Source organism: Calothrix sp. PCC 6303, assembly GCF_000317435.1.
GTDB lineage: Bacteria > Cyanobacteriota > Cyanobacteriia > Cyanobacteriales > Nostocaceae > PCC-6303.
Window position 1 is genome coordinate 2,463,334 of sequence record NC_019751.1, and the last position, 21,705, is coordinate 2,485,038.

Genomic DNA, 21,705 nt, shown 5'->3' on the forward strand with positions numbered 1-21,705 from the left:
AAACTTGTAGAGACGCTCCATTGGAGCGTCTCTAAACTGTACGATTAATTGCGTAGTCAATTGTGTAGTCAATATTTACGGACACATTAGAGTGTCGCGGGTATTGCGTTTAGTGGTGGGGTTAGTACCTGTGGCGATTTTGCAAAGTCTAGCTTGTTCGTCGTCGCGGAGCAAAATATCAGTAAAATCTGCTCCATCAATGATTGCACCTTCAAACTTTGCGCTAATTGCAAACGCTCCTTCTAAAATCGCGTTGGTTAAATTTGCTTTCACTAAACGTGCAGAATCTAGGGTGGAGTTGCTTAAATCTGCGCCTGTCAAATCTACTGATTCTAAATTGGCGGCAAAGAAGCTAACACCGCGTAAATTAGTATTACTGAAGTTACTTTGCTTCAGGTTTGCTTTGGTAAAGCTGGAGTCACTCAAGTCCCGTCCAGAAAAGTCGGATTGAATAAGAATTTCTTTGTTATATTCAAGGGCAAAGGCAATGGGTGTCAATCCCCAAGTTGATATCATCCAGATTACTGTGCCAAGTAATGCACTAAGTACAATTCTCCAAAAATTATTACTTAACTTTAAAATCATCATATTTTTCTACGTAATGGCAAACCAACCTCCCTCCTATTATCCCGATCTCGGTGCTTTAGGTGAAGATCTAGTGGCACAATGGTTAGAATCTTGTGGTTGGATGCTGTTACATCGCCGTTGGCGCTCTCGTGGTGGGGAAATTGATGTGATTGCTGAGTTTTTGCGAAGTGATGGGGAAGGAGAATCAACTCTCGCTTTTGTGGAAGTTAAGACACGTAGTGCCGGAAATTGGGATAGTGGGGGACGAGATGCGATCGCATTACCGAAGCAACAACGGATTTGCCGAACGGCTCAAGAGTTTTTAGCTAAATATCCCCAAAAGGCTGATTATACTTGTCGTTTTGATGTTGCTATTGTCTATTCTGAGCGAATTACTAAAAATAGGACTGTGGATTCTGTGGGTGCTAATTTAGCTGCAATATCAATACTTGGCTATCATCTAACATTACAAGAATATATTCCTGCTGCTTTTGACTGTTTATAAGCTTAATCACAGCTAATTTTATCAAGATTTACCCTTGACAAAATTTACTTTTATGCAAGTGTTTCCGGACAATATCCTAAACCTCGGACAAATTGTTGGCGAAATGCTTCAATTTCTTCGCGTTCTGGATTTCCATGGGAAACAATTGCGACTTGATAGCGACGCATCACCTCAACGGTGCTTTGTCCTGCTTCTAGACTCCACAATGCCATTTGTAAGCGCATTGGTGGTTCATAGCTGATTCCCAATTCATTGAGAAATGCCCGAAAGTCACCATCTTCTTCTGCTGAAAAGTTTTGATCAAGTTTAATCCTAACAACCCAGCCATCAATTTGATGAATCACGGAAACAAAGGAAACCGGCATTTTGGGTCTAGAGTGTAAGTGTTGAACTACCCTCAGAGTTAGGCTAGCATTTGCCAGATAATACAAGTATTCCATCTTGGTGCTTGGGTCAATATACCAATCCTACATTTCTATTATTGGTATATTGTTCTGTCATCCGGTAGGGTAAAAGCCCCCGTTTTTTATTAGGGAGGTTTACCCAATTTTCATATTCTTGCTTACGTATTTTTAATTGTAGACCCGATGGCTTCAATGATAATTTAAGTAAAAATACTTTAAAGTTTTATAAAGAGTAGAAATCTAAATAAATCTGTAAAATCGTTGAGTTATCTATGGAGCAAGGACTAGCAATGACTGGGGAGAAAAATCAAGAATTAGATTTTTGTTTATCTGGCTATGATTATGACTTACCTGAAGCCCTAATCGCCCAGAATCCAGCGGTTCCTAGAGATAGTTCACGCCTATTGGTTGTAAATACCCCACAGGGGGGTGAAGGTATTTATTCACAGCATTACTTTTTCCGTGATTTACCGGATATTTTACAACCTGGTGACTTATTAATTATGAATAACACCAAGGTTATTCCTGCGCGTTTATACGGACGTAAATCCACAGGAGCAAAAGTTGAAGTTTTGTTGCTGGAAGAAAAAAAATATAACTGTTGGTTGGCTTTGGTGAAGCCTGGAAGACGCTTTAAAATTGGCTCGCAGATTATTTTCGACTTACCAGATGGGGAAAATCAGGCAACTGAAATTATTGCTACTGTCATGAGTGGTGATGGGGCAACGGGGGGACGTTTGTTAGAGTTTGAAATTCCTGATGGCAAGCCATTAATCCAGGTTTTGGGGATGTTAGGGGAAGTTCCCTTACCTCCCTATATTCACGATAGTCAAGCTTCAGATGAGCAGTATCAAACTGTTTACGCAGAGAATCTAGGGGCAGTGGCAGCGCCGACAGCCGGGTTACACTTTACACACGAATTGTTAGCAAGATTAGCGGAAAAACAGATAAATTATGCCTACGTAACCTTACATGTAGGTATTGGGACATTTCGTCCGGTGGAGGTGGAAGATATAACTACCCATCAGATGCATGGAGAATGGATTGATGTACCAGCAGCAACGGTGGAACAAATTAAACTAACTCAAGCTGCGGGTGGAAGAATTATTGCCGTGGGAACAACTGCGGTGAGATCTTTGGAGGGTGCAGCGGTGAGCGGGGAGTTGCAACCGTTTTGTGGGAAGACAAATATGTTTATTTACCCAGGATATCAATGGCGGGTTGTGGATGGGTTAATTACCAACTTCCATTTACCCCGTTCTAGTTTGTTGATGTTGGTAAGTGCGTTAATTGGGAGAACGAATTTATTGAAGATATATCAAGAAGCGATCGCACTTCAATACCGTTTCTATTCTTTTGGTGATGCGATGTTGATTTTGCCAGAGGGGGGAAGTTGAGGCAGTAAGGATGTATTATTTAGGTCAGATAATAAAGACGTTCAATTAATACTAGCAATACCAAAACTTAAGTCAGTGCTATACGCTTTCAAAACTACCTTAACAATTATCGCATCAACTATTACGTTTGCTGTATTGACATCAGTCCCATCTAATGCAGCATCTCTATATTCCATCACAAATTTAGGTGTTTTGGGAACTGATGCTGATGGGAGAGATAATAGCCAAGCCTATGGGATCAATAATAATGGTCAGGTAGTGGGAAGCTCTTCCACTACCAGATTTCAACGTCCTTTTATTTGGGATCGTCAGAACGGCTTAAAAATCATAGCAGATTCGCAATCTATTGAATCTCCCTTTGGTGAATCTGTAGCTACAGGTATCAACGACAAAAGTCAAGTTATTGGTTTGTCTGTTACTGGTAGGCAAACTATTTATAGTTTTTTATGGGATGCTAAAAATGGTATACAAAGGGTGGAAGCTCTGCCAACTCAACCAACTCTGCTTTATGAACGTGCCTACGATATTAATAATAAAGGTGAAGTAGTTGGAAGTTCTGACATCATTGGTGGAACTAGAGGTTTTTTGTATGATAGTGCTAACCCGCAAAATCCAGTGATGGATTTAGGTATTTTTGGTCTGAATGAGTATAATTATGCTTTCACCATTCCCTACGGTATTAATGATTTAAGCGAGGTAGTGGGAAGTTCTGATGGTAAAGTGTTTTTGTGGGATAGAACCCAGGGTTTACAAGATTTAGGTCTTTCTGGGACTGCTTATGATATCAATAATTCCAGTCAAGTAGTTGGTGTCACATTGATTAACAACCAGGGAATAGCTTTTATCCGAGAAAAAAATGGGAATTTACAAACATTAGGTGTATTGGGAAGCGGTGGAAATGGTGAAACCCTCAGCATTGCTTATGATATTAACGAAAAAGGTCAAGTAATCGGGACTTCCACATCTGCTTTGGGTAATCGTCCTGTGCTGTGGGAGAATAATGCGATCGCTGATTTGAACAACCTCATACCCAGTAATAGCGGTTGGAATTTGGATACTGTCACCGCAATTAACGATCAAGGTTTAATTGTCGGGACTGGAAGAATTGATGGTAAAACTCGTGCTTTTTTATTGACACCAAAATCTGTACCTGAACCAGCTATGACATCCGCATTCATCTTATTTGCGGCTATCTTGGTTATTAAGCGATGCCTTTAGCAACCATACCAGGAATAATTCATCACATGATTAATTTCTAGTTGAGTCTGGGGAATCCTAACTTATATGCATCCCGCTATAAGTGTAGGTATAACATTTATGTCTCTAAAGTATCAGTTTAATAAGTGTTTTCGCAGTTACTCACAAAGGGTATTTTTAGCTTGTTCAGTGATGTTGGGATTATTAATTCCTTCGGTGGTGCAAGTTCCAGGAAGTCGGGTTTTAGCGCAAAGTGTGATGACTCAGGATTTGGAAGCAGCGGGATTATATCAACAGGGTGTAATTCGTTACAGTCGAACAGATTTCCAAGGGGCTGAAATGCTGCTGCGTCAAGCTTTGCAAATAGATCCAAACTTGGCAGCAGCGCGGACTTATCTTGGTAATATTATGTTGCAGCAGAATCGTTTGGATGCTGCGGTACAGGAGTATGGGGAAGCTGTCAGAATTGATCCGAGTTTTGCTGAGGGATTTTTTAATTTGGGTTTGGGTTTGCAAAAGCAGGGACAGCAGGAAGCGGCAATTACAGCGTATCGTCAAGCTTTGGTGATTAATCCCACTATGGCAGGGGCGCATTATAACATGGGATTGGCTTTGTATGAACAGGGACAATTTGCAGATGCGATCGCATCTTACCAGCAAGCCATTAGTTTAGATGGTAGTAATGCCAATGCTTATTTTAATTTAGCGATCGCATTACAGCAGCAGGGGCAAAACCAGGCGGCAATGAATGCTTACCGTCAAGTTGTGCAAATCAACCCCAACAGTGCAGCAGCATATAATAGTTTGGGTAATTTAATGATTATGCAGGGACAAACCGCCGATGCGATCGCAACTTACCAGGAAAGTGTACGAAGAATTCCCAAAAATCCCGAAGCTTACTATTCTTTGGGCACAGTTTGGTACAATCAAAGTGAATTTAAAAAAGCAAATATAGCTTTTCAACGCGCTCAAAAACAGTATCGAGAACAAGGAAACTATCAACAAGCTGAGAAGTTGGAACAACTGCTGCAACAAATTGCCCAAGGAAACAAAAATCCTGGAGAAACATTACCCACATCAGAAATTCCAACTGCACCAGAAACATCTCAATCCCCAATTCAAAGTAATAACCCCACCGAAATTACTCCCAATAATATGATTGAATTTGGGCAACCAATACCTGGTAAATCTTAAATTGTCGTAGCATACAACAGATTTTAGGTAAATTAATTACCCAAGATACATTATATTCAAAATAGTCATGGAGACGTTCCACCGGAACGTCTTTCCTCACATACTTTGGATGATTGGGTTTAATGACAACATTTAAACCTACAAAGAATTTAAATAGGCAAGCGATTAATATCTTTATTACAACCAATTACCACCATTGCCGAACCTTTTTCCAATCGCTTAGTGGGTTCTGGATTAATTTGAAACTTACCATCTTGACTAACTGCCAATAAATTTAAACCAAAGCGATTACGTAACTGTAAATCAGCGATGGTTTTACCATCAAATTCATCAGGAACAATCATTTCTACAATACTATTATCTGGGTCAAGATCAAAGCGTTCCAAAATTGATGGTTTGGTTAATGTTTTGGCTAAAGCTGAACCAGCTTCGTATTCTGGGAACACTACATGATCAGCACCAACCCGTTTTAACAGTTTACAATGAACCTCACTAGATGCCTTGGCAATAACGTGGGGAACACCACCTTCTTTAACATTTAGTGTGGTAATTACACTTTCTTGGACGTAATTTCCAATTGCCACAATTACCGTATCAAATTCAAAAATTCCAGCTTCTTTGAGTGCAGCGGGTTCGGTGGAATCTATTTGTAATGCATGGGAAACTATGCGTTCATTTAGTGCTTCTGCAACTCTTTTTTCGTCGATATCAGTTGCTAATACCTGATAGCCGAATTTATGTAATGTTGAACAAACTGAACGTCCAAAACGTCCTAATCCAATGACAGCGAATTGTTGATTGTCTTTACGTAAACTACGAAAAAAACTCAGCGATGGCAAATTCACGATGTTTATCCTTATTCAGGCTTCCTGATATGATGAAATTTAAACTCATTGAAGTATTTAAATACTTGCTTTCACTACTACAGCCGGTGACAAAAATCAACTAACCATTGGTATTGGATGAAAAAGCTATTTCTCAAGACATATTCATGATAATTGCTTTTGATTTTTGATCCTGCATTCTCCAATTAGGTATTTCTATTTTACGACTACTGGCGTTAGCTAGCCAAGGGTAAGAAGTAAAATAGTTTCTAGTCCTAATTTACAACTTTTGATGATTGAAAATTATCCAACTAATAGATTTTCCTCTGGGTAATGAATTCGAGTTTGACGAGGATCACCCAAAATCGCCGACATTAGGAGTAAAATTCCCACCCTTCCAATATACATAGTGACAATTAAAATCAGTTTGGCAGCAATTGTCACACTACCAGTAATTCCAGTTGAAAGTCCCACTGTTCCAAAAGCGGAGACAACTTCAAAAAGTATTTGAATAAAGTTTAATTCGGGATCGGTAAGGGCGATTAAAGTTGTGGAAGCAATAACTGTGGCAATAGAAGCGATAAAAACACCAACCGCTTTTAAAATTAGTGAAAGTGCGATTTTTCGCTTATATAATAAAACCTCTTCCTTGCCTTGTAAAATTGACTTGGTACAGCTAGTTAAAACCCGAATAGTAGTAGTTTTTATACCGCCTCCCGTACCACCAGGACAAGCACCAATAAACATTAAAGCTATGGTAATAAAAAGACCAGCATTAGTCATTTTACCAATATCAATGGTATTAAAACCTGCTGTACGGGCAGTCACCGATTGGAACCAAGCAGATAATAGCTGATCCCCAAAACTGAGATTTTTCAGAGTTCCAGAGTTTCTAAATTCAACTGCCACAAAGGCAATTGTTCCTAATACCAAAAGAATCAGAGTCGTGCTGGTGGCAACTTTGAAATCTAGTGAGAATAACCGATTCTCACTTCGTTGCCCGATGCGAAGCTTGCGCGACGCAAGTCGTTCGCGTAACCAGACAAATGCTTCTAAAATGACTTGATAGCCAATTCCACCAAAAATAATCAACCCTGTCACTGTAAACACCACCAAGGGTGAGGATTGATAACCAACTAGGTTGTCTTTAAAAAGGCTAAAACCTGCATTATTCCAAGAATTGATGCTATGAAAAACTGCTAACCACAACCCTTGATTCCAGCCATATTGCGGTACAAATGCCGGAAGTAGTAAAAATACTCCGGTAATCTCAAAAATTAGAGTTGTAGCAATAATTGAGCGAAGAATTTGGTTGCTTCCACTTATCCCTGGACGATCTAAAGCTTGTTGAATGGCAATTTTTTGTCGTAAATCAAATCTTTTACCAATCAGCATAATTAAAAAAGTGGTAGTAGTCATATAGCCTAAACCACCAATTTGTGCTAGTAGCGCAATAAAAAACTGTCCCCAAAAGGAAAAGTATGTACCGGGATCAACAACCGATAAACCTGTAACACAAACTGCGGAGGTGGAGGTAAATAGCGCCACAATTGGATCATTCCAGGTACCGCTACTGGTGGAAAAAGGCATCATTAAACAGATGCTACCGAAAAGGATAACTGCAAGAAAGCCTAAACAAATTGTCCTGGAGACGCTCATGTGACATTTTTGTCATATTACTGTGAATTGAGTATAACTCTCTCTGGGCGTTTCACTATTAGCTAATGGCTATGATTAGGAATTGCGATCGCAAAAAAATACCTATCCAAGTTTAAAATTACTGATTACGTAAGTTATCGCTTTGTATAGAGTTACAACAAAATAAATACAACTGCCCCAGGTAGGTTTCAAAATTACAGCACTTGCGCTAAGAAGTGTATATACCTGATTTATTCGTATTTTTTAGCTAAGTAATCTATGAGTGCAACACTTTACCGCGATATTCAGCAATTTTACGATGCTTCTTCCAAATTGTGGGAAGATATTTGGGGCGAACATATGCACCATGGTTACTATGGTGTGGATGGAAAAACTAAGAAAGAACGTCGTCAGGCACAAATTGATTTAATAGAAGAACTGTTAAAGTGGTCACAAGTAGATACCGCTACTAATATTTTAGATGTCGGCTGCGGAATTGGTGGCAGCACTTTATACTTAGCCAATAAATATCAAGCCAATGCCACCGGGATTACATTAAGTCCGGTGCAAGCGGATAGGGCAAAAGAAAGGGCTAGGGGATTAGGACTAGGTGAAAGAGTTAACTTTCAAGTGGCGAATGCTTTAGAAATGCCCTTTGCCGATAATAGCTTTGATTTGGTTTGGTCATTGGAAAGTGGTGAACACATGCCAGATAAAGTCAAATTTTTGCAAGAATGCCACCGAGTGTTAAAACCAGGTGGCAAACTAATTATGGTGACATGGTGTCATCGTCCAACTGACAATTCCCCACTCACAGCCGAAGAACAAAAACAACTGCAAGAGATTTATCGAGTTTACTGCTTACCTTACGTGATATCCTTGCCAGAGTATCAAGCGATCGCATCTCAACTGCCGCTATATAATTTGCGTACAGATGATTGGTCACAAGCAGTAGCACCATTTTGGAACGTAGTGATAGATTCGGCAATAACTCCCCAAGCGATTTGGGGTTTGCTGTGTTCTGGGTGGACAACAATTCAAGGTGCTTTATCTTTGGGATTAATGCAACGAGGATATGAAACAGGTTTAATTCGGTTTGGTTTGGTATGTGGGAATAAATAAATATAAATTAAATTATGACTAGCATCTCCAAAACACCTGAGAGTAATTGGTTCTACTCACTATGGAAATTTTCCCGTCCCCACACCATCATCGGTACAACTTTGAGTGTGTTGGGAATCTACTTTATTACTAGAGGCATCCACAATCAAACTATTTCTCCCATTTCCCTAATAGGTGCTTGGGTAGCTTGCATCTTAGGGAACATCTATATAGTAGGACTCAACCAACTCGAAGATATCGAAATCGACAAAATCAATAAACCCCATCTTCCCCTAGCAGCCGGAGAATATTCCATCCCCACAGGCAAATCCATTGTTGCTACTTGTGGAATCCTCGCCTTACTTATCGCCTTCTTCCAAAGTCCCTATTTACTAGGAATGGTAGGAATAAGTTTATTAATTGGTACAGCTTACTCCCTCCCACCAATCCGGTTCAAAAGATTTCCCCTACTAGCAGCAATCTGTATATTTTCAGTTAGGGGAGCCATAGTCAACCTGGGGTTATACCTGCACTACAACTGGACAATCCAGCAACCGCCAACAATTCCAGCAACAATTTGGATAATAACGCTATTTGTACTTATATTCACAATAGCGATCGCCATCTTCAAAGACATCCCCGACATGGAAGGCGATGCCCAATATAATATTGCCACCCTGAGCCTAAAATTGGGAAAAGAAACAGTTTTCAAGCTTTCCCTATGGATTATCACCACCTGCTACCTGGGAATAATCATCACCGGAAACCTCCAACCCAATCTCAACCATATATTCCTCACCGTTACCCATCTCATCCCCCTAATCTGGATGTGGCAAAAAAGTAGAAAAATCGATTTAGAAAGCAAAGCTGAAATCACCAACTTCTACCAATTCATCTGGAAGCTATTCTTCCTTGAGTATTTAGTATTTCCCATCGCAACCCTAACTTGAGAAGAGAAAAAGGAGCAGGGAGAATAAAATAATTCTCTTCTCTTCCTCTCTCTTCCTCTCTCTTCCTCTCTCTTCCTCTCTCTTCCTCTCTCTTCCTCTCTCTTCCTCTCTCTTCCTCTCTCTTCCTCTCTCTTCCTCTCTCTTCCTCTCTCTTTCTTCTCTCTGCGCTTCCCTCCGCGCTTCCCTCCGCGCTCCTTTGCGTTAAAAATATTTTATGATCCAAATCATCCCCATTACCACCGTCACCTTTACCCTCCTCCTCCTGATTTACTTCAGTTGGAAAACCATCATCACCAACAACCACTACCAAAAAGGACTCACCCTCTACCAAGAAAAAAACTACCCAGCAGCCGAAACCGAATTTCTTAAAGTCATCGCCATCAACAAAACCAACGATGTAGTGCATCTACTTCTTGGAGACACCTTGATGCAGCAAAGCCGAACCCAAGAAGCGATCGCGCAATTCCAAGAAGTCATAGAAAGAGCGCCAAAAAAAGCCGACGCTTATTTACGACTTAGCAATGCCCTAATGCAACAGAATCAATCGAAAGAGGCAATTACCAACTTAGAAAAAGCCAGAGACTTACTACAAAAACAGCGCAACACCCAAGAAGCAGACAAAATCAACCAGTTATTAGCAAAACTAGCTCAAACAACCTAAAAAAGTAATAATTTCTCCCCATGCAGCCGTTGCAGCCACCGAATCATAACGATAACCGTCATCCCGCATGAAAGTATGCTCTGCCTCATACATCAAAACTTGGTGAGAAACTTCCCCTTGAGAGAGCGCCTCTAACAAAGTGATGCGATCGGCTTCGGGGATATGCGGATCTAAAGTCCCAAAAATCAACAACATTTCACCAGCTATTTCCCCCACCCTGTGGATGCTATCAGCTACCCCTTTACCCAACTTCCCGCTAGGAATTCCCGTGGGATAACAACAAACACCCGCTTTGATTTCATTGTGAAAAGCCGCACGGAAAGCTAAATGTCCACCAATACAAAAGCCGAGGGTGCCAATTTGGGAAACTGAATTTTCAGCTTTTAAAAAATCAATCATCGCCTGAATATCACTGTCATACTCAGCCACCAAAGTGCGACAAGCATCATCGTTTCCTCGCATTCTGCCTATATCATCTGGTTCAATTACAGAACCCACAGGTTCGATGCGGTGGAAGATTTCCGGTGCTGCAACTATGTAGCCAAATCCAGCTAAGTAGTTAATTAAGCGGATCATCGGGCTACCAAGTTGGTAGATGTCACTGTAGAAAATGATTGCTGGATATACTCCTGGGGTTTTTGGTGAAGCTATATAAACCCTCATGAGGCTATCATCTACTTTTAAGTCGATGTTGCGTTTGATGATTTGCACTTTTTTAAGGAATAAAGGAGGAGAGGGAAGAGGAAGAGAAGAGTTTTAACGCAGAGAATCGCAGATTAAGCTTCTCAGGTCTAAAGACACTGAGATTTCTGAAGAGTCCATAAAAGAACTTTCTTAGGCTGACTTAAACAGCCTCTACTGATTCCGGCTAAATTAAATCCAGCCATCACCGCTACTTTTTGGATAATATTTGCTGCCCCATTGCAGTCGGCATTTATTTTGATTCCGGTTCCTGTTTTGAATACACCACGATTGGTTCTAATACCGCTACTTTTCCACCTTTCGGGTTTTGCACCAAATGTAGGTAGAACATCATTATCTAAGAACGATGCTTTAGAAGTATAACTTTCTTCGGTTTCAATAAAGACTATTCCGTATTGTTCGCACAACTGTTCAATACGGTTTTTTAGTTTTGCAGTAGGGATTTGGACAAACTTTTGATTATTGTTTTTTCCCATATCAGCACCATCTTTCTGACCTTGGTTCCATCCAAAGACTATAGAGCCGATTTGATTGTCAATGCAGTGATTGATAACTATCCTTGCGGCTTTGTTAACCGCGTCGCGCATTTGACGATTACGCTTTTCTGTTATTGCCGCAAGTCTGTTAGACCAGAATTCTTGGGGCTTGTTCTCTTTGATTTTGGCAACTGATTTGTTGTACCACTGGTTAAGAGTCTTGAGGTGTAAACCATCGACAATAAAAGATGTTCCGATATTAGAGACACAGGTTAGCCAGTTATTTATTCCGTGGTCGATTCCCAATACTTTGGATTTATCAACTTGACAAACAGCATCATCAGATTGATAAACAAACTCTGCATAGAAGCATCTGTTCCTCGGTAGGATCCTAACCTCTCGAATAGATTTAAAATCTAGGTTTGTAGGCATTGGCAAGTAAAACCCATCAACCCCAAACCAAGTTTTTACCAAAGTCCCCAAAGGAAACCGAATCATTCCATCTTTTAACTTAAGGGAACGTCCGGTAAATGTAGCTAGAGCCAATCCTCCAGATTTTCGATAGTTTGGAAGTCTAGGCTTTTGAGTAACAGTGCCTTTTTTAATTCCTTTTAATAATCCTACAAAAGACTTAAAAGATTCAGCAACACTCGTTAAAATCTGCTGTGCAGTGTCCGAATACAATGCTTGATAATGTTTATTTCTCTGAACAGTTCCTAACTGTTTGTGTAAATCAGCTTTACTAGGGAATTTACCAGTTTTAAAATAATATTGACGACTGTAATAGACTCCACAGTTAATTAAATTATTTGCTTCTGTACAAACATACTCCAACAAAGCTTTTAAATCTTTATCTGGGTGGATCAGTATTTGCTGACATCCATAATTAGACATCGCTATACTCCCTGATTAAACGTCTTACAACTCCTGATAGACTTAAACCCCATTTAGAAGCAAGGGCTTCTAACTTTTGTCTTTCAATTTCGTCTAGCTGAATGGGCATTGCTTTCTTTTTCATATTCTTATCATATCAGACTCATATGAGTCTGATATGAAGATTAGATAAAGATTGAAGGGGATTAAAATCCCTCCTGTCGCTTCCCTCTCAGCACTGTAGGCGAAGCCCGTGCTTTGCACGTAGTGACTGAGCTTCCCGCATCCCGTGTTTCCCTGTGAAGCGCAAAGAAGCGCGGAGAATAAATGGGTATAGTTTCCCAATTTATTCATTCTATTTATAACATCGAATGTATCGGGTTTTTGAGAAGTTTTGTAATGCAGCAAAATCGTGAAATAGTTGAGAATGACTTGGATTTTCTTAATGTTTGGAAATAATTAGCTGGTTATTTGTAAATAGTTATTGATTTAAATGAATTTAAGTAACAAAAATCGAGAAATTTAAGTGTGTGAATAGTGACTTGAATTACGTAGTTGAAAGAATCTCAGTAAATACACATATTTTGCTTGATTGACTGCTCTAACTCAAAAGAGAAATAAACCCAAATATTCACAAGCACAAAAAATAAAAATGTATGTTTGAAACAAAACTGCACTTGAGGATTTTTACCACGAACTTACCCCTGAGAAGCGATTGCGGATTGCTTTATTGCAGTAGGTCGGACAAAATCTAGAAGACCGTACATCCCAAAGTGAAGTTAACTGCTGTTTCAGCTAAATTTATTATTACTCCCAACTTACCCTATGAATACCACACCCCTAAGCTGGCAAGAACTAGAAACCCTTACCGACTATAAAATCGATGCCGTTAACGGTCTTACCAACGCGAAAGCCAGGTTGCGCTTATTTGGACAGCCGGAATCTGCTGTGCGGGTAACGCTATACCGTGATAACCATGCTTGGTGTCCTTATTGTCAAAAAATTTGGTTATGGTTAGAGGAAAAACAAATCCCCTACCGGATCGAAAAAGTGACAATGTTCTGCTATGGGGAGAAAGAAAGCTGGTACAAACGCAAAGTACCATCAGGAATGCTCCCTGCCATCGAGTTAGATGGGCGAATTATTACAGAAAGTGATGATATTTTACTTGCCTTGGAAAAGGTTTTTGGCTCATTAAATCAAGGAATGGAAGACCCCAGCGTGCTTCCCCTGCGTCAATTAGAGCGGCTTTTATTTAGAGCTTGGTGCGCTTGGTTGTGCTACCCAATGATTTCTTCTAACCAAGAACGACGCAACCGTGAGCAATTTATCAGGGTGGTGGCTAGGGTTGAGGAGGCTTTGGCTAGTACTCCGGGTTCTTACTTTTTAAATACTTTCGGTACTGTTGATGTCATCTTTACGCCCTATGTGGAACGGATGAATGCCAGTCTTTATTACTACAAGGGTTACTCCCTGCGAGAAGAAAATCCCCGCTTGGGTGCATGGTTTGCGGCGATGGAAAGCCGACCAACCTACTGCGGTACCCAGAGCGATTTTCATACCCATGTACATGATTTACCTCCCCAGATGGGGGGTTGTTGGGAAAACGGTGAACCCCAGATGCTGCTTAATAAGAAACGGGTAGATAATGGTTCTTGGTTTGGGCTACCAGATGTCACCTATCCCGAACCCGAAAATTCCCGTAGGGAAGCTCTACAAAGAACTATTGAGCATCATGTTAATATCATCCGAGTTAACCCCGCTGATGATGAACTGTTTGATCAAGCTTTGCGATGTGCTTTAACACAGATGATGACTGGTGAAGATTGCCTACCTCCCCAGGGTTCTGATATTGCTCTGCGATATTTACGCGATCGCATAAATGTACCGCGAGACATGTCCATCTACGCAGCCAAGCGATTGCGGGAATCTTTGGAGAAAACCGCAGCCTTGGTAGGTGATGGACAGCCAGACCCGATTCCCACTAAGCATCGACGAGATCAAGACCCATCTAATTTTGCCAGAAAGTAAGTGCGTGATTCAAATAGGTGAAATTTTACAGCAATTTTCAGGTGAATAGTAGAGACGTTCCGGTGGAACGTCTAAACAAGATTTAGGTAGTTAAGTGTGATTCAAATAGATTAAATTTTAATTTGTGGAGTTGCCTAAAACCGGAATGTCGCTCTCAATGCGGCGACAATTAGGGTATCACCTTCATCGTTGTGGTTAGGGTTAAAGACAGCTAAGATACCAGGAGTTATGGCGATATTATCAGTGAGTTGAGCGCGATAAAAGGCTTCAACGTGCAGTGATGTATCTTCCCTTCCTCCTTTACCACCACCTGTTTGAAAATCTGGAATTGCAAAGTTGGGCAAGTTGTAACCATCAGGTAGTGTACTGGATGAGATTTTGGGAGGTTGCCCAACAATAATTCCACCCATATTTCCAGGACGGAAGAGGTTAGGAAGTGCAGCAAAAACTGCCCAATTGGTTGTTTGGACGTTTCCAGAAATATTACTAGTTGGCTCGGAATATGTCCAACCACCCCATCCTCCTAAATGTAAATTGGGATTGACTCTCCATCCGACTGTTGCACCAACTGCATGGGTGTCAAAAGGAATATTGGGTACAAAAGGTGAAGTTAATTGTGTATCGCCGATACCTGTGCGGAGGTTGTCGTCGGGAGCATGGGAAAATAAATAGTGGATACCAACATCAATATTATCGGTGGGGGTGGCTGTTAATTGGGCACCTGCTGTATATCTACCACCAAATAGTCCACCAATATTAATGTCTCCAGGGAAAAAAGGAATTTCCGCACTATAAACACCTTGTAAGCTAATGCGATCGCTTAATTGCCAATCTACCCCAATTCCACTACTACCACCACCAACTGATAAAATAGGATTTCTTTGACCAAATAAGGAAATTGATCCTTCCCCTGAACCTTCTAAGGGACTAATCCCGCGAAATACATTGACTGGGTTCACACCAGCTGTACCAATCACCACACCTAAATTTTCATTAACTGGGAAACGGTAAGATAATTCATTTAGTGATACATTACTGTCACTATCAGACTCAAAACCCAATCTTCCCATATTAGTAAAAGTTGATTGGGTGAAAGGTTTGAGGTTTCCTGCTGATAACCCAGTTAACAACAAATCTCTCCCGGTAAATGTCGTCGCAAATGTTAATTGAGTGCTGTAAGCAAAAGTTGGATTGGTTTGCGCTGCACGTTTTTGATCTCCAGGAAATAAGTACTGATTACTTGCATTGGTTCCCTGTACACTCATGATTGCCTGTCCATACAGCTTTGTGGTTGTAGAAAACAGATTTTCTTGAACCTGTGCTGAACGTCCTTCTAAGGAACTCAGTTTGGCTTTGACTGTCGCTAATTCGTCTGTAAATTCTGCTTGTAAACGCTGTAACACAGCTAAATCTTCCTGTTTCACAGCATTTTCGGTGTTATTGGCAACTAATTCACTCACTTTTTGTAAACAACCATCTAACCCAGCTGCAAACTCATACCGATTCATTGCCCGATCGCCTTTAAATTTACCATCAGGAAATCCGGCGATACAACCATATCTTTCCACCAAAGATTGTAAAGCTGCAAATGCCCAATCGGCAGGTTTTACATCTTCTAACTGTGATACCGATGTCACCTGGGACATGGAAGCATCAGATTCCGATTCTGTGTTTTCCTCCCTATCCCCTAGTAATGATACTGATGCTGATAGATCTACTTTTGATTCCTCTTGCGTTTTCGGTTCTGAGGAAGCTAATTTGGTGGACGGAGAAAGAAGAATCTTTTTCTCCACTTCCGTATCGGCTTTTGACTGATTCTGTTGAAGGTGATTTTTGAGATTCGGCGGAGTCGAAGTTTTTAGTATATTTTGATGCTCTATTTTTAAAGGAGAAGTTATGGGCTGTAAATTATTTTCCCCCATAGCAAATTCTGGAGGTGTAATTTTGTCGCTACTAATAGCATCATTTACTTGAGCAGCTACAAATTTTTTTTCTGGTTCTTCCAGGCTAATTGCTTTTGAGGAATGGATTTCAGCTATTGGTGATTGCCCAGATACAGCTACACCCATTAGCAACAGACCTATATTGCTCATTATATTTTATGTATATATATCAATATTCATCTTCACAGACAAAATCTACCTCTGTCAGGAATTTTCCTGAATATAAAGTAATAAAAAATACTAGAATGTCTTTTGCGTATTTATACTAACCTGCCCTTTCCCCATAACCCAAGAGATTCCAAGGCAGTAATTTGATTTTCAACAGAAAGATAGCCGAAAAACCCACAAAATGTTACATCTATAAACGTCGATCGCGGTAAAATCAACGTGAAAGCACAGGTATTTCGAGGCGTTAAAAATCTATCTTACGAGGACATCCCAGTCCCATCTCTGGAAGCAGATGAAGTACTGGTTCAAGTCAGGGTTGTAGGGTTGTGTCAATCTGATATCAAAAAAATCCTTTACCCCCTTTATGAACCTCCACGCATTTTTGGACATGAAACTGCGGGTGTGATTGCTGGTGTGGGTGCAAAGGTGAAAAAGTGGCAAATTGGACAGCGGGTTGCAGTAATGCATCACATCCCCTGTATGCGCTGCGATTATTGCTTGAATGAAAATTATTCAATGTGCGACACCTACAAAAATATCGTCACCACAGCGGGGTTTGCACCCAGCGGAGGGGGTTTTGCTGAGTATGTGAAGGTTCCGGGACATATTGTGGAAAATGGCGGCTTGATTCCCATCCCAGACGATATTAGCTTTGAGGAAGCAAGTTTTGTTGAACCTACTAATTGCTGCCTCAAAGCCGTGAAAAAGGCAAATATTCAACCTGGGCAAACCGTATTAATTACTGGTGCTGGTCCAATTGGGTTAATGTTTGTGATGTTGGTGAAGTATTTTGGCGCTAAAGCAATTACCACCGATTTGATTCCTTCCCGTGTGGAGAAGGCTTTAAAAGTAGGTGCAGAAGCTGCTTTTGATGCTAGAGATGCTGATTTACCTGCAAAAATTCACGCACTTACTAACGGGATGGGTGTGGATACAACTTTACTTGCTGTCCCCAGTGAGAAGGCATTTTTCCAAGCTTTGGATTGTACCCGCAAAGGTGGAAAAATATTGTTCTTTGCCGAATTCCCCGATGAATTGGAGATTCCCATTAACCCCAATATTCTATACCGTCGGGAAATTGACTTGATGGGAAGTTACAGTTCTTCATTTAAGGTGCAGAGTTTAGCCGCTGATATTGTGTTTAATCGCCGAATTAATGTAAAAGAATTAATAAGCGATCGCTTCCCGCTGCAAAACCTATCTGAAGCTGTAGAACAAGCGACTAAACCCACAGCCGAAACCTATAAAATCCTAATTTATCCAGAAGCAGAAGAGTCCTAGCAGTAGGGGCGAACAAATGTTCGCCCTTTTAAAATTTTCTGTAAAACTTTTCCTAGTACAGCACGGCAGTAGTGAGTAGGCAGTGGGGGAAAGCCGTTTATGGTCAAATAATCCTCTAGTTATTTACGCGATGCTGCACTACTACAGTTCAGCTTAAATAAACTAACCATTGAAAATAAGTGAAAAGCCTGTTTTATCGGCTTTATTCCTTCTGCCTTCTGACTCCTGCCTCCTGCCTCGTGCCTTCTGACTCGTGCCTTCTGACTCCTGACTCCTGCCTTCTTGTAATAGAACTTTCTGTTGGTTGTTCTCAGTATGTACTTAGTCGGAACACCCAGCAAATCTGGTCAAAATAAATTACCAACTCAAATGCTGAATACCTCGATCAAAAAGCATTTCGCACCTTTTTCAATCTCTAATTAAGGCATCTCTTCTTGAAGAAAACTTTGTGATTCACTTAAAAAGATGAAGTTAATATCTTGATTACAAATGCATTCCGGCTTTAGATTTATCTTTCTGTAGAAATATTTAGATTGAACTATATAATTGGAGGCTTTTAAATACAGTCAGCAAGCCACGAATATCCTCACAAATCAAGCATTGATAAATGATTTCTGCTTTTTTTTAGAGGTTTTCAACTACGTACACACCAGTTACCAAACAATTTGACAACACGGCAGTATCTCAAATTCACAAACTCTCTCAACTTTCTAGCTTTTACTTTGCAACCACCTATAAATTAAGTAGAATGGCGCTAAAAAATGGAAGTATATAAGGGAAAGTAAAGTTTTCCAAAAACTTCTCTCTTTATGCCTTGTCATAATGATAATTTTCAACACTAACCTATTTAGTCATTAACAGGAGTATGAAATCATTTTTTAAACAACCTCAAACAAATATCAAAACCTTTCTTTAAAGGCTCACAGAATATCAGATCAAATAGTTTTCACTTCTGTTTTCTGGATCCTATCTTTTGACAGCAGATTTTTTACCAAAACCAACTTCACAAGATTATTTAATACCAGGGAAAATAGTTGATGACTCTAACAAAAAATAATCAAAGTATCATTCCCAAGCTAACCCTAGCTGCCTTAAAAACTGGCGGTTTGGCGGCAAGTTTGCTAAACACAGATATTTCTAGCGCATCTGCTGAAATTATAATTCAAAGTACCGGAGCAATATCTGGGACAATTCAATTACCCAGTTTTAATCCAAATTTTAACACAAGTACAACCCGCATTGATACAGATTCAACAGGTACCTATTACCGAAATATTGGGACAAAAAATAACCCAAATCTAGTTCCTGTTTACTCTTCTAAATTTGTTCAATTCAGTAACAATCCTGATGGAAGCATCAAATATTACGTTGACTTCCTCGGAATTCCTGTTGTTTCATTTGATGGAGTTTTAACTTCACCTGCACTTTCAGATGGTGAACTTTCATCTTATTCCTATCAAGGTAAGCTGGATGGTGTAAAATTTCAAGGTAACGTTCAAGATGAGTTTACGGTCGGTAAAGCCTACTATGAAGGTGTTGTCACCGATCCCAAAACTGGACAACAATACAAAGGCAAATTTGAAGTCAATGCTCAAGGGTTGCGGTATAGTGATGCTAAAGCTGGTAGTACTGATACCCCGACAGTCTTTGATTTTAAATCGGATTTCATGCCAGGGAAACGTAGCGAAGCTAAACCAACTGTTACATCTTACAAGATGAACAATGCACCTTTAATTAGGGTGACAATCAAAGTACCTGACAATGCAGAGGTTCTATCTACTGTCAGTCCCGTTAATACTAATACCAACACCAATACTAGTTCTAATACCACCACTAATACAAATACTGGGATAGTTAATACTGGAATCATCAACAGTGGAATTGGTGGTGGAATAGTAAGTTCTGGAATTACCAATGATGTCACAGTTGGCAGTAATGGAACTCTTGGTACTACCACTAACTCAGTGGCAACAAATCCAAGTAGTGGAGTTACTTTAGATCAAGGTGTTACTGTTGAACCAAGCACCTTTACTGGTGGTATCACAGTTGGCAATAATGGAACTCTTGATGCTGCCACTAACCCAGTGGCAACAAATCCAGGTAGTGGAGTTACTTTAGATCAAGGTGTTACTGTTGAACCAAGCACCTTTACTGGTGGTATCACAGTTGGCAATAATGGAACTCTTGATGCTACCACTAACCCAGTTGCTGCTAATCCAGGTAGTGGAATTACCTTAGATCAAGGTGTTACTGTTGAACCAAGCACCTTTACTGGTGGTGTTACTGTTAGTGACAATGGAACTCTTGATGCTAACACTAACCCAGTTGCTGCTAATCCAGGTAGTGGAATTACCTTAGATCAAGGTGTTACTGTTGAACCAAGCACCTTTACTGGTGGTGTTACTGTTAGTGACAATGGAACTCTTGGTAATGATAATAATCCAGTTACTACCAATATGGTTAACACTATTGCTCTAAATAAGGCTGTTACAGTCGAACCTAACACATTAAAAGATGAGCGTGAAATTACTGAGAAAAACGAAACTTCTAACACTAATGTAGAAGCTAATAGAATGGGGAATCCAGAACCAGATTTAACCATTAATAGTATTGGGGCTTTAAACAATAATAACAACATATCTTTTGACAGTGGCGTAACTTCAGACGCTGAGATTACTCCTAGTAATAAAATATCGTCAGACTCTAACAGCGTAGATCAACCATCACCAAGTACTGGTAGTGGCATAGATTTTAATATTGCAGCAGTTGATCCATCTGGTACAGTCAAAAACGTCAGTTTTGACAGTAATCAACCCAAAAAAGCAGTTGGTCCCCGTAGTAGAATACTAATGCGCTAAAAAACTCAATTTTTCTTCAAAAGTTGTAGAGATGTTACGGTTTAACGTCTCTACAACTTTTTGCTGTGCTACGAAAATTCTTTGTTTCTAAGTGGAGTCTGGGAAATGAGTCTTCTTTCTATGGGCTTTGAAGCCTTTAAAGAACACAAATTTACAGATGCACTTTATTTAATCTACACTCATAGATAAAATTTCTGTAAGTTTTGAGAAATTATTAAAAAAGTTAACAAATATTGAATCAATCACTATACTGGTCTGCTTATTTTCTATATAATTAGTGGAGTATGTAGCTTATATATAAAGATTCAACTATTTTTTCCTTACGAATTTGTAAATGTAAGCAAAGTTAGTAAAATCTGTGCTCCGAAGATTAAGCCAACCCTAAAGAAACTTAGTATTTTCTTGTCGATGGGATGCCTTGTCTGTTTTTGGATTTACGGGAAATTGCCACGACTTAAGCTTTGCTGGAGGGATAATGGAATCGTCGTATGGATTTATGGCAGCCGAAAAGCCGCACAGTCGTCAACAGCCGTTAGTGATGGTTGTGGAAGACAACGAAGATAATTTACTACTGATGGGTTATGTGATCGAATCTATAGGTTGTAGACTAATCTCCCAGGGAAGTAGTTCCTCTGCGGTTTCAATTGCGAAAGAATATCAACCAGATTTAATTGTACTAGATATTTTGATGCCGGGAATTAGTGGCATCGATCTCATTTATACTTTGAAGAAAGAACCATTGACATGCACAATACCAGCAATTGCTGTAACTGCTCTATCAGGGGTTGAGGAATATCATCGTATTCTCAGTGCAGGTTTTGATGATTATATTAGTAAGCCTTATTCAATTGACAATTTGGAGGCATTACTATATCGCTATTTACCCACCCATCTAATACGCGACTCCGCTTAAGTTCCACTGGGGTTGGAAACAG

The 21,705-nt window shown here is 40.0% G+C and carries 20 protein-coding genes; 11 read left to right on the forward strand and 9 right to left on the reverse strand.

The window, feature by feature from the left end:
* Positions 1 to 75: 75 nt before the first annotated feature.
* On the reverse strand, positions 76 to 585 hold the full coding sequence (locus CAL6303_RS10045) for a pentapeptide repeat-containing protein (protein WP_015197741.1): 510 nt from the start codon (positions 583 to 585) through the stop codon (positions 76 to 78).
* 16 nt (positions 586 to 601) lie between these two features.
* Between CAL6303_RS10045 and CAL6303_RS10050 the strand changes: the two genes are divergently transcribed.
* Complete coding sequence (locus CAL6303_RS10050) at positions 602 to 1,072, forward strand: YraN family protein (protein ID WP_015197742.1); 471 nt, start codon at positions 602 to 604, stop codon at positions 1,070 to 1,072.
* Positions 1,073 to 1,122: 50 nt separating this feature from the next.
* On the opposite strand, the gene CAL6303_RS10055 is transcribed toward CAL6303_RS10050, so the two are convergent.
* On the reverse strand, positions 1,123 to 1,512 hold the full coding sequence (locus CAL6303_RS10055; RefSeq protein ID WP_015197743.1) for a hypothetical protein: 390 nt from the start codon (positions 1,510 to 1,512) through the stop codon (positions 1,123 to 1,125).
* Positions 1,513 to 1,748: 236 nt separating this feature from the next.
* Between CAL6303_RS10055 and queA the strand changes: the two genes are divergently transcribed.
* From queA to CAL6303_RS10070, 3 genes are all read left to right on the forward strand, one after another.
* Entirely contained in the window at positions 1,749 to 2,873 is a 1,125-nt protein-coding gene (gene queA, locus CAL6303_RS10060) for a tRNA preQ1(34) S-adenosylmethionine ribosyltransferase-isomerase QueA (RefSeq protein WP_015197744.1), read from the forward strand.
* 75 nt (positions 2,874 to 2,948) lie between these two features.
* Entirely contained in the window at positions 2,949 to 4,091 is a 1,143-nt protein-coding gene (locus CAL6303_RS10065) for a DUF3466 family protein (protein WP_015197745.1), read from the forward strand.
* A 99-nt stretch (positions 4,092 to 4,190) separates the two neighbouring features.
* Positions 4,191 to 5,264, forward strand: coding sequence for a tetratricopeptide repeat protein (locus CAL6303_RS10070; RefSeq protein WP_144051025.1), 1,074 nt, complete (start codon positions 4,191 to 4,193; stop codon positions 5,262 to 5,264).
* Between the two features lie 149 nt (positions 5,265 to 5,413).
* On the opposite strand, the gene CAL6303_RS10075 is transcribed toward CAL6303_RS10070, so the two are convergent.
* Positions 5,414 to 6,109 (reverse strand): potassium channel family protein, encoded by a 696-nt coding sequence (locus CAL6303_RS10075; RefSeq protein WP_015197747.1) that lies wholly within the window; start codon positions 6,107 to 6,109, stop codon positions 5,414 to 5,416.
* A 282-nt stretch (positions 6,110 to 6,391) separates the two neighbouring features.
* Positions 6,392 to 7,747, reverse strand: a complete 1,356-nt coding sequence (locus CAL6303_RS10080; RefSeq protein ID WP_015197748.1) for a TrkH family potassium uptake protein — start codon at positions 7,745 to 7,747, stop codon at positions 6,392 to 6,394.
* Positions 7,748 to 8,005: 258 nt separating this feature from the next.
* On the opposite strand from CAL6303_RS10080, the gene CAL6303_RS10085 reads away from it, so the two are divergent.
* Entirely contained in the window at positions 8,006 to 8,848 is an 843-nt protein-coding gene (locus CAL6303_RS10085) for a methyltransferase domain-containing protein (RefSeq protein ID WP_015197749.1), read from the forward strand.
* 14 nt (positions 8,849 to 8,862) lie between these two features.
* Positions 8,863 to 9,777, forward strand: coding sequence for a homogentisate phytyltransferase (locus CAL6303_RS10090; protein ID WP_015197750.1), 915 nt, complete (start codon positions 8,863 to 8,865; stop codon positions 9,775 to 9,777).
* On the opposite strand, the gene CAL6303_RS31625 is transcribed toward CAL6303_RS10090, so the two are convergent.
* The gene (locus CAL6303_RS31625; protein ID WP_321572300.1) at positions 9,719 to 10,183 is read right to left on the reverse strand and encodes a hypothetical protein; all 465 of its coding nucleotides are present in this window, start codon (positions 10,181 to 10,183) and stop codon (positions 9,719 to 9,721) included. The genes CAL6303_RS10090 and CAL6303_RS31625 overlap by 59 nt on opposite strands.
* Between CAL6303_RS31625 and CAL6303_RS31630 the strand changes: the two genes are divergently transcribed.
* Positions 10,178 to 10,438, forward strand: coding sequence for a tetratricopeptide repeat protein (locus CAL6303_RS31630; protein WP_015197752.1), 261 nt, complete (start codon positions 10,178 to 10,180; stop codon positions 10,436 to 10,438). The two genes, CAL6303_RS31625 and CAL6303_RS31630, sit on opposite strands and share 6 nt — an antisense overlap.
* Here CAL6303_RS31630 and CAL6303_RS10105 read toward each other — a convergent pair.
* From CAL6303_RS10105 to CAL6303_RS30275, 3 genes are all read right to left on the reverse strand, one after another.
* Positions 10,421 to 11,149 carry a dienelactone hydrolase family protein gene (locus CAL6303_RS10105; protein WP_015197753.1) on the reverse strand — a complete coding sequence of 243 codons (729 nt, stop codon included), beginning with the start codon at positions 11,147 to 11,149 and terminating at the stop codon, positions 10,421 to 10,423. The two genes, CAL6303_RS31630 and CAL6303_RS10105, sit on opposite strands and share 18 nt — an antisense overlap.
* A gap of 80 nt (positions 11,150 to 11,229) precedes the next feature.
* Positions 11,230 to 12,510, reverse strand: a complete 1,281-nt coding sequence (locus CAL6303_RS10110) for an RNA-guided endonuclease InsQ/TnpB family protein (protein WP_015197754.1) — start codon at positions 12,508 to 12,510, stop codon at positions 11,230 to 11,232.
* Entirely contained in the window at positions 12,503 to 12,619 is a 117-nt protein-coding gene (locus CAL6303_RS30275; RefSeq protein ID WP_158333140.1) for a ribbon-helix-helix protein, CopG family, read from the reverse strand. Before CAL6303_RS30275 ends, CAL6303_RS10110 begins: the two co-directional genes overlap by 8 nt.
* A 695-nt stretch (positions 12,620 to 13,314) precedes the next feature.
* Between CAL6303_RS30275 and CAL6303_RS10120 the strand changes: the two genes are divergently transcribed.
* Positions 13,315 to 14,520 carry a glutathione S-transferase family protein gene (locus tag CAL6303_RS10120; RefSeq protein WP_015197756.1) on the forward strand — a complete coding sequence of 402 codons (1,206 nt, stop codon included), beginning with the start codon at positions 13,315 to 13,317 and terminating at the stop codon, positions 14,518 to 14,520.
* A 134-nt stretch (positions 14,521 to 14,654) separates the two neighbouring features.
* On the opposite strand, the gene CAL6303_RS10125 is transcribed toward CAL6303_RS10120, so the two are convergent.
* Positions 14,655 to 16,613 carry an iron uptake porin gene (locus CAL6303_RS10125; RefSeq protein WP_041739371.1) on the reverse strand — a complete coding sequence of 653 codons (1,959 nt, stop codon included), beginning with the start codon at positions 16,611 to 16,613 and terminating at the stop codon, positions 14,655 to 14,657.
* Positions 16,614 to 16,850: 237 nt separating this feature from the next.
* On the opposite strand from CAL6303_RS10125, the gene CAL6303_RS10130 reads away from it, so the two are divergent.
* The 3 genes from CAL6303_RS10130 (at position 16,851) to CAL6303_RS10140 (ending at position 21,683) form a co-directional block, all read left to right on the forward strand.
* A complete protein-coding gene (locus tag CAL6303_RS10130) occupies positions 16,851 to 17,912 on the forward strand; it encodes a zinc-dependent dehydrogenase (RefSeq protein ID WP_015197758.1) in 1,062 nt (353 codons plus the stop codon).
* Between the two features lie 1,037 nt (positions 17,913 to 18,949).
* Entirely contained in the window at positions 18,950 to 20,770 is a 1,821-nt protein-coding gene (locus tag CAL6303_RS28425; RefSeq protein WP_015197759.1) for a hypothetical protein, read from the forward strand.
* A 475-nt stretch (positions 20,771 to 21,245) separates the two neighbouring features.
* A complete protein-coding gene (locus CAL6303_RS10140) occupies positions 21,246 to 21,683 on the forward strand; it encodes a response regulator (RefSeq protein WP_015197760.1) in 438 nt (145 codons plus the stop codon).
* Positions 21,684 to 21,705 lie beyond the last annotated feature (22 nt).